This is a genomic window from Streptomyces sp. NPDC015032 (genome assembly GCF_043080425.1).
In the GTDB taxonomy this organism is placed as follows: domain Bacteria; phylum Actinomycetota; class Actinomycetes; order Streptomycetales; family Streptomycetaceae; genus Streptomyces.
Genome location: NZ_JBIBVN010000001.1, coordinates 64,912 through 72,608, shown reverse-complemented (window position 1 = coordinate 72,608; position 7,697 = coordinate 64,912). Strand labels below are relative to the sequence as shown.

General features: G+C 72.1%; 6 protein-coding genes. 4 read left to right on the top strand and 2 right to left on the bottom strand.

What is annotated here, in order from left to right; all coding sequences use genetic code 11:
- Nucleotides 1–267 precede the first annotated feature (267 nt).
- Nucleotides 268–2,193, top strand: coding sequence for a SpoIIE family protein phosphatase (locus ACF08M_RS00335; RefSeq protein ID WP_392183430.1), 1,926 nt, complete (start codon nucleotides 268–270; stop codon nucleotides 2,191–2,193).
- A gap of 126 nt (nucleotides 2,194–2,319) precedes the next feature.
- On the top strand, nucleotides 2,320–3,561 hold the full coding sequence (gene hemW, locus ACF08M_RS00330) for a radical SAM family heme chaperone HemW (RefSeq protein WP_392183004.1): 1,242 nt from the start codon (nucleotides 2,320–2,322) through the stop codon (nucleotides 3,559–3,561).
- Nucleotides 3,562–3,606: 45 nt separating this feature from the next.
- Here the strand turns inward: hemW and ACF08M_RS00325 are convergent, their stop codons facing one another.
- Together ACF08M_RS00325 and ACF08M_RS00320 are read right to left on the bottom strand one after the other, a co-directional pair.
- Nucleotides 3,607–4,449, bottom strand: a complete 843-nt coding sequence (locus ACF08M_RS00325) for a DUF3097 domain-containing protein (protein WP_392183003.1) — start codon at nucleotides 4,447–4,449, stop codon at nucleotides 3,607–3,609.
- A 25-nt stretch (nucleotides 4,450–4,474) separates the two neighbouring features.
- A complete protein-coding gene (locus ACF08M_RS00320; RefSeq protein ID WP_392183002.1) occupies nucleotides 4,475–5,197 on the bottom strand; it encodes an MBL fold metallo-hydrolase in 723 nt (240 codons plus the stop codon).
- A gap of 197 nt (nucleotides 5,198–5,394) precedes the next feature.
- Here ACF08M_RS00320 and hrcA point away from each other — a divergent pair, with 197 nt between their 5' ends.
- Together hrcA and dnaJ are read left to right on the top strand one after the other, a co-directional pair.
- Nucleotides 5,395–6,411, top strand: a complete 1,017-nt coding sequence (gene hrcA / locus ACF08M_RS00315) for a heat-inducible transcriptional repressor HrcA (protein WP_093542656.1) — start codon at nucleotides 5,395–5,397, stop codon at nucleotides 6,409–6,411.
- Nucleotides 6,412–7,554, top strand: coding sequence for a molecular chaperone DnaJ (gene dnaJ, locus ACF08M_RS00310; protein WP_392183001.1), 1,143 nt, complete (start codon nucleotides 6,412–6,414; stop codon nucleotides 7,552–7,554).
- Nucleotides 7,555–7,697: the final 143 nt, after the last annotated feature.

The window sequence follows — 7,697 nt, the reverse complement described above, 5'->3', positions numbered from 1 at the left end:
GCTGCGCCCCGGGGGGGTCGGGGTGGGGGGGGGGGGGGTGGGGGGGGTGGGCGTGGGCGGGCCGGCCCGGGGGCGCCCGCCCCCCCCGCCACCGCCCTGTTCCCTCCCGTTCATTTTCTCCGCCCACTTCAGCAACTCGACGCTTGTGGGCCTGGTCCATCTGTCACTCTGTCGGTGTCGTCAGTGGCGCCCAGTGGGATCAGACAGACAGAGCGAGAACAGACAGAGCGAGAACAGGTCAGGAGCTGCGCCGTGGGGTCCATTCCCTTGCAGCGGGACATCGTTCAACGTCCCGGCATCACCGTCGGCCATGCGGACGCACGGCCCGTCGCCCGCACATCCCTGCCCGGAAACCTCCTCGCCCCCTCCGCCGGCCGCCGGTTCGTCGAGGCGGCGCTCACCGAGTGGACCGGGCTCGGACTGCCGACGGCCGTGGGCTTCAGCGAGCGTCTGGCCGACGACGCGGCGGTCGTCGTCAGCGAACTGGTCACCAACGCGGTCGTGCACGCCGGGACCAACGTAGAGCTGCTGTGCCGGCTGGAGGAGGCCACCGAGGACGATGTCGCGGCCCTGGTCCTGGAGGTCTCCGACCACCACCCGGCGCGCGCCGTGCGCAGTGAGCGCCGGGAGGGCGGTGGTCCGGCCGATGCGGCGGAGGGCGGGGTTCCCACCGGCTCCGTCGACCCCGCCGATTACGGTCGCGGACTCCAGCTCGTCGGCACCCTCTCCGAGCGCTGGGGCATCACCTACCGCACCGGCCTCAAGACCGTCTGGGCCCGGCTCCCCGTCGACGACTGGAACCCGTTCCCCGAGCCCTCCACCGAGCCCGGATTCCAGCAGGGGCTGCGCGCCGCCGAGCTGCTCGCCCCCACCGCACGGCGGGCCCTGCGCGACGACGCGGACTGGGCCGGCCGCGGCGCGCTCTCCTTCCTCGCCGAGGCCTCGGACCTGCTGGCCGGCCAGCTCGACGAAGACATCGTGGCGGCGCTCGCCGGACAGTTACTGGTGCCCAGGCTCGCCGACTGGTGCGCAATCTGGCTGGAGCCCGAGAACGGCGGCCCCGCGGCCGTCCCCCGGCTCGCCAGCGTCTGGCACCGCGACGAGGCCGAGACCGGAGAGCTGCGCGCGGTGCTGGAGCAGGGCCCGATCCGGCTGCCCGGACGGGTGGGCACCGGGCCCGTCTCCATGCCCTGGCCCGGGGGAGAGGAGGACGCCGAGAAGCCCGACGAGCGCGCCGACTCCACTCTTGCCTACCGGATCACCTCGGGCGGCCGGACACTCGGCGCCGTCCTCCTCGGCCGGGAGGGCACGGCCCGCGTCCCCGACGAAGTGACCGCCCTGATCGAGGACTTCGTGCGCCGGGTCGGCCTCGCCGTCGGTGCCGCCCGCGCATACACCCGGCAGGCCACCATCAGCCGCATCCTGCAACGGGCGCTGCTGCCCGGCAAGGTCGCCGACATACCCGGCGTCACCAGCTCACTGGTGTACGAACCCAGCGACGACGGGGTCGTCGGCGGCGACTTCTACGACATCTTCCCGTGCCCCGGCGACCGCTGGTGCTTCGTTCTCGGCGATGTCCAGGGCAGCGGTCCCGAAGCCGCCGTGGTCACCGGACTGGCCCGGCCCTGGCTGCGGCTGCTGGCCCGTGAGGGCTTCGGCGCCGGCGAGGTGCTGGACCGGCTCAACCGGCTGCTCCTGGACGATGCGATGGAGGCTGCCGAGGCGGCCGCGCTCATGGTGGCCGCGGCGGGCGGCCAGCAGACGGCGGACACCGGGCAGTCCCGCTTCCTCTCGCTGCTGTACGGGGAACTCGTGCCGCTGCCCGGCGGCGGCGTGCGCTGCACCGTGGCCAGCGCCGGCCACCCGCTGCCGCTGCTGCTGCGGCCCGACGGCGAGGTGCGCCCGGCCGCCGAGTCGCAGATGCTGCTCGGGATCTTCGACGATGTCGCGTACGAGAGCCAGAGCTTCGAGCTGGCACCGGGCGACAGCCTGCTGTGCGTGACGGACGGTGTGACGGAGCGGCGCTCCGGGACGCTGATGTTCGACGACGGGGACGGCCTGGCCCGGGCGCTGGCCGACTGCGCCGGTCTGTCGGCGGACGGGATCGCGGACCGGATCAAGCGGGCCGTGCACGAATTCGCCGAGCGGCCGCCCGACGACGATCTGGCGCTGCTGGTGCTGCAGGCGGGGTGAGGCGGGAGACGGGCGGGTGGGGCCCGCCGCGTGCGGGCCCCGGCGGCGGGCCTGCGGGGCGGTCCCCGAGCGCGTCTTCGTCCGTGATCACGGGCGTGGCTCGGAGGTCCCGGCCGGCGAGTGACAATGGGCGGTATGCCTTCCGTACTGCCCGATGGTGAACCCGTACCCGACGACGGGGCGCTGCCCCGCCATGCCCTGGAAGGCGCCGCCGACCGGCCGCTCGGCTTCTATCTGCACGTGCCCTACTGCGCGACCCGCTGCGGCTACTGCGATTTCAACACGTACACCGCCACCGAGCTGCGCGGCTCCGGCGGTGCGCTGGCCTCCCGGGACAACTACGCCGCCCATCTGATCGGTGAGGTCCGCCAGGCCCGCAAGGTCCTCGGCGACGATCCGCGCCGGGTCCGTACGGTCTTCGTCGGGGGCGGTACGCCGACCCTGCTGGCCGCGGGGGACCTGGTAACGATGCTGGGGGCGATCCGCGACGAGTTCGGGCTCACGGACGATGCCGAGATCACCACCGAGGCCAACCCGGAATCCGTCGGTCCGGCTTACCTGGCCGAGCTGCGGGAGGGCGGCTTCAACCGGGTCTCGTTCGGGATGCAGAGCGCGCGGCAGCATGTGCTGAAGATCCTCGACCGTACGCATACGCCGGGGCGGCCCGAGGCGTGTGTCGCCGAGGCACGGGCGGCGGGCTTCGACCACGTCAACCTCGATCTGATCTACGGAACGCCCGGGGAGTCCGACGACGACTGGCGTGCCTCGCTGGACGCGGCGATCGGGGCGGGGCCGGACCACGTGTCGGCGTACGCGCTGATCGTCGAGGAGGGCACCCGGCTGGCCCGGCGGATCCGGCGCGGCGAGATCCCGATGACCGACGACGACGCCCACGCGGACCGGTACCTGATCGCCGACGAGGCGATGACGGCGGCGGGCTTCTCCTGGTACGAGGTGTCGAACTGGTCCCGCACGCCCGAGGGCCGGTGCCTGCACAACGAGCTGTACTGGCGCGGCGCCGACTGGTGGGGCGCCGGCCCCGGGGCGCACAGCCATGTCGGCGGGGTGCGCTGGTGGAACGTGAAGCACCCGGGGGCGTACGCGCAGGCCCTGGCCGAGGGGCGGTCGCCGGGGGCCGGGCGCGAGATCCTCTCCGCGGAGGACCGGCGGGTCGAGCGGATCCTGCTGGAGCTGCGGCTCGCGGACGGGTGTCCGCTGTCGCTGCTGGCACCGGCGGGGCTGGCCGCGGCGGGGCGGGCGGCGGAGGACGGGCTGCTGGAGCGGGTGCCGTACGGGGAGGGGCGGGCGGTGCTCACGTTGCGTGGGCGGTTGCTGGCGGACGCGGTGGTGCGGGACCTGGTGGACTGAGGGCGGGGGCGGGGCGCATACGGGGCCCCGCCCCGGGCTCGCCTGTCAATCGCCGGAGAGGCCGTCCCCGTCCCCGGGTGCGGTCACGAAGTCGATCAGGTGTTCCACGGAGCCCAGCAGTGCCGGCTCCAGATCCCGGTACGACCGCACCGTGGCCAGGATGCGCTGCCAGGCCGCGCCCGTGTTCTCCTCCCAGCCCAGCGCGCGGCAGACGCCCGTCTTCCAGTCCTGGCCGCGCGGGATCACCGGCCAGTCGGCGATCCCCACGGACGACGGTTTCACCGCCTCCCACACGTCGATGTAGGGGTGACCGACCACCAGGACGTTCGCGTCCGACACCTGGGCCGCGATCCGGGACTCCTTGGAGCCGGGAACCAGATGGTCGACCAGCACGCCCAGCCTGGCGTCCGGGCCGGGGGAGAACTCGCGCACGATGGCCGGGAGGTCGTCGATGCCCTCCAGGTATTCGACGACCACGCCCTCGATCCGCAGATCGTCGCCCCAGACCCGCTCGACCAGCTCCGCGTCGTGACGGCCCTCCACGTAGATCCGGCCCGCCCGCGCGACCCGGGCGCGCGCGCCGGGGACCGCGACCGAACCCGAGGCGGTACGCGCCGGGCGCGCGGGAGCGGCCGCCGACGGGCGCACGAGCGTGACCACCCGGCCCTCCAGCCGGAAGCCGCGCGGCTCCATCGGGAACACCCGGTGCTTGCCGAAACGGTCCTCCAGGGTCACCGTCGGCCCCTGGGCCGTCTTCTCGCAGCGGATCACCGCACCGCAGAATCCGGTGGAGACCTCCTCCACGACCAGATCGGGTTCGGCGGGGACCTCGGGAACGGGGGCGGACCTCTTCCACGGCGGGGTCAGGTCCGGCTGATAGCTGCGCATCGGAAGACGATAGGACGGGAACCGGTCACGACACGCCGAAGAGGGCGGCCAGCCGGTCACGCTGCGCCCTGACGAACGCTGCGTCCACCACCGCCCCGTGGCCCGGCACGTACACCGCGTCCTCGCCGCCGAGCGCCAGCAGCCGGTCCAGTGCGGCCGGCCAGCCGGACGGGACCGCGTCCCGGCCCGCCTGCGGTTCGCCGGACTCCTCGACCAGGTCGCCGCAGAGCACCACCGCGGGGGAGCCGGGGACGAGCGCCACCAGATCGTGACCGCTGTGGGCGGGGCCCACGTTCGCCAACAGCACCTGGCGCCCGCCGCCCAGGTCGAGCGTCCATTCGCCGCGCACCTCGTGGCGGGGCGCCACCACCGCGCCGGTGGCCTCCGCCGCGTCGTGCTCGGACACCCCGTAGTGGACCGCGGAGGCGTACAGCGCGTCCGCCCCGGACTTCAGCAGGTCCGTCATGCCGACCGCTCCGTACACCTCGGTGCCGGAGAACGCCGCGGTGCCCAGCACATGGTCGAAGTGCGGGTGGCTGAGTGCGATATGCGTCACCTTGCGGCCGAGCAGGGCCTGTGCCTGGGCGCGTAGTTCGGCGCCTTCGCGGAGCGTCGATCCGGTGTCGTAGAGCAGCACTCCATCGGCTCCGACCACCAGCGCGACGGTCGCATCCCATCCTGGAAGGCGTCGTCGGCCCACTCCGTGACCGAGTCGCTCCCAGCCGAACTCTTCCCAAGAGACGTCCATACCGCGACGCTATCGGCAACGACCTGCACGGTCACGCGGTAGCGTGACCGGTCGCCCTTGCTAGGCCCCCACTCGTCCGCCGTACACTGAGCGGGGGAGTTGCTGGCACTCGTGAGGACAGAGTGCCAAGCGGATTCCTGGGAATGAAGCAGGAACGGCCCGAGAACCACCGAGGAACACAGCTGGAGGTGTGCGCCATGCTCAGCGAACGCAGACTCGAAGTGCTGCGCGCCATCGTCCAGGACTACGTCGGCACCGAGGAGCCCGTGGGTTCCAAGGCGCTCACCGAGCGGCACAAGCTGGGAGTCTCCCCGGCCACCGTCCGCAACGACATGGCGGTGCTGGAGGACGAGGGCTTCATCGCCCAGCCCCACACCAGTGCGGGACGTATCCCGACGGACAAGGGCTACCGGCTCTTCGTCGACAGGCTCGCAGGGGTCAAGCCCCTCTCGTCGCCGGAACGCCGTGCCATTCACAACTTCCTCGACGGCGCCGTCGACCTCGACGACGTCGTGGGCCGCACCGTGCGGCTGCTCGCGCAGCTGACCCGGCAGGTCGCCATCGTGCAGTACCCCTCGCTGACCCGGTCCACGGTGCGGCACGTGGAACTGCTGTCGCTGGCGTCCGCCCGCCTGATGCTCGTACTGATCACGGACACCGGCCGGGTCGAACAACGCATGATCGACTGCCCCGCCCCGTTCGGCGAGACCTCACTCGCCGATCTGCGGGCCCGGCTCAACAGCCGGGTCGTCGGACGCCGTTTCGCGGATGTCCCGCAACTGGTGCAGGATCTGCCGGAATCATTCGAGAGCGAGGACCGGGGGACCGTGTCCACCGTGCTCTCCACCCTGCTCGAAACCCTCGTCGAGGAGACGGAGGAGCGGCTGATGATCGGCGGCACCTCCAACCTCACCCGCTTCGGACACGACTTCCCGGTGATGATCCGGCCGGTGCTGGAGGCACTGGAGGAGCAGGTCGTGCTGCTGAAGCTGCTCGGCGAGGCCAAGGACTCGGGCATGACCGTACGGATCGGGCACGAGAACGCCCACGAGGGGCTCAACTCCACGTCCGTCGTCGCGGTCGGCTACGGTTCGGGCGACGAGGCAGTCGCCAAACTCGGCGTGGTCGGACCGACCCGCATGGACTACCCCGGAACGATGGGAGCGGTACGCGCAGTGGCACGTTACGTCGGACAGATCCTGGCGGAGTCGTAAGTGGCCACGGACTACTACGCCGTACTCGGCGTACGCCGCGACGCATCCCAGGACGAGATCAAGAAGGCATTCCGGCGGCTCGCCCGCGAGCTGCATCCGGATGTGAACCCCGATCCGAAGACCCAGGAGCGGTTCAAGGAGATCAACGCCGCCTACGAGGTGTTGTCGGATCCGCAGAAGAAGCAGGTCTACGACCTCGGCGGCGACCCGCTGTCCGCCTCCGGCGGCGGCGGTGGTGGCGCGGGCGGATTCGGACAGGGTGGCTTCGGCAACTTCTCCGACATCATGGACGCGTTCTTCGGTACGTCGTCGCAGCGCGGGCCCCGTTCGCGCACCCGGCGCGGCCAGGACGCGATGATCCGGCTGGAGATCGATCTCGCCGAGGCGGCGTTCGGCACGACCAAGGACATCCAGGTCGACACGGCCGTGGTCTGTACGACCTGCAGCGGCGAGGGGGCCGCGCCCGGCACCTCCGCCCAGACCTGTGACATGTGCCGCGGCCGCGGCGAGGTCTCCCAGGTCACCCGGTCCTTCCTCGGCCAGGTCATGACCTCGCGGCCCTGCCCGCAGTGCCAGGGTTTCGGCACGGTCGTGCCGACCCCGTGCCCGGAGTGCGCCGGCGACGGCCGCATCCGGTCGAGGCGCACACTCACCGTGAAAATCCCCGCCGGTGTCGACAACGGCACCCGGATCCAGCTCGCCGGCGAGGGCGAGGTCGGCCCCGGCGGCGGCCCGGCCGGGGATCTGTACGTGGAGATCCATGAACTGCCGCACCCGGTGTTCCAGCGCCGCGGTGACGACCTGCACTGCACGGTCACCATCCCCATGACGGCGGGCGCGCTCGGCACCAAGGTGCCGTTGGAGACGCTCGACGGACTGGAGGAGGTCGACATCCGGCCCGGCACCCAGTCCGGCCAGTCGGTCCCGCTGCACGGCCGCGGCATCACACACCTGCGGGGCGGCGGGCGCGGCGATCTGATCGTGCATGTCGAGGTCATGACCCCGACGAAGCTGGACCCGGAGCAGGAGAGGCTGCTGCGGGACCTGGCGAAGATGCGCGGCGAGGAGCGGCCCACCGGCCAGTTCCAGCCCGGGCAGCAGGGGTTGTTCTCCCGTCTGAAGGACGCCTTCAACGGCCGCTGACGGTTCCCGCGCACGGTTTCGCACACGGTCCTCGCGCACCGTCCCCGAACGCCGGACGGGCTCGCTCGCCGAGCCGTCCGGCGTTCGCGGACCGATGCCACGACAAGTTGAGGAGAATGAAGACAAAGGGGACCCGGGCCGGG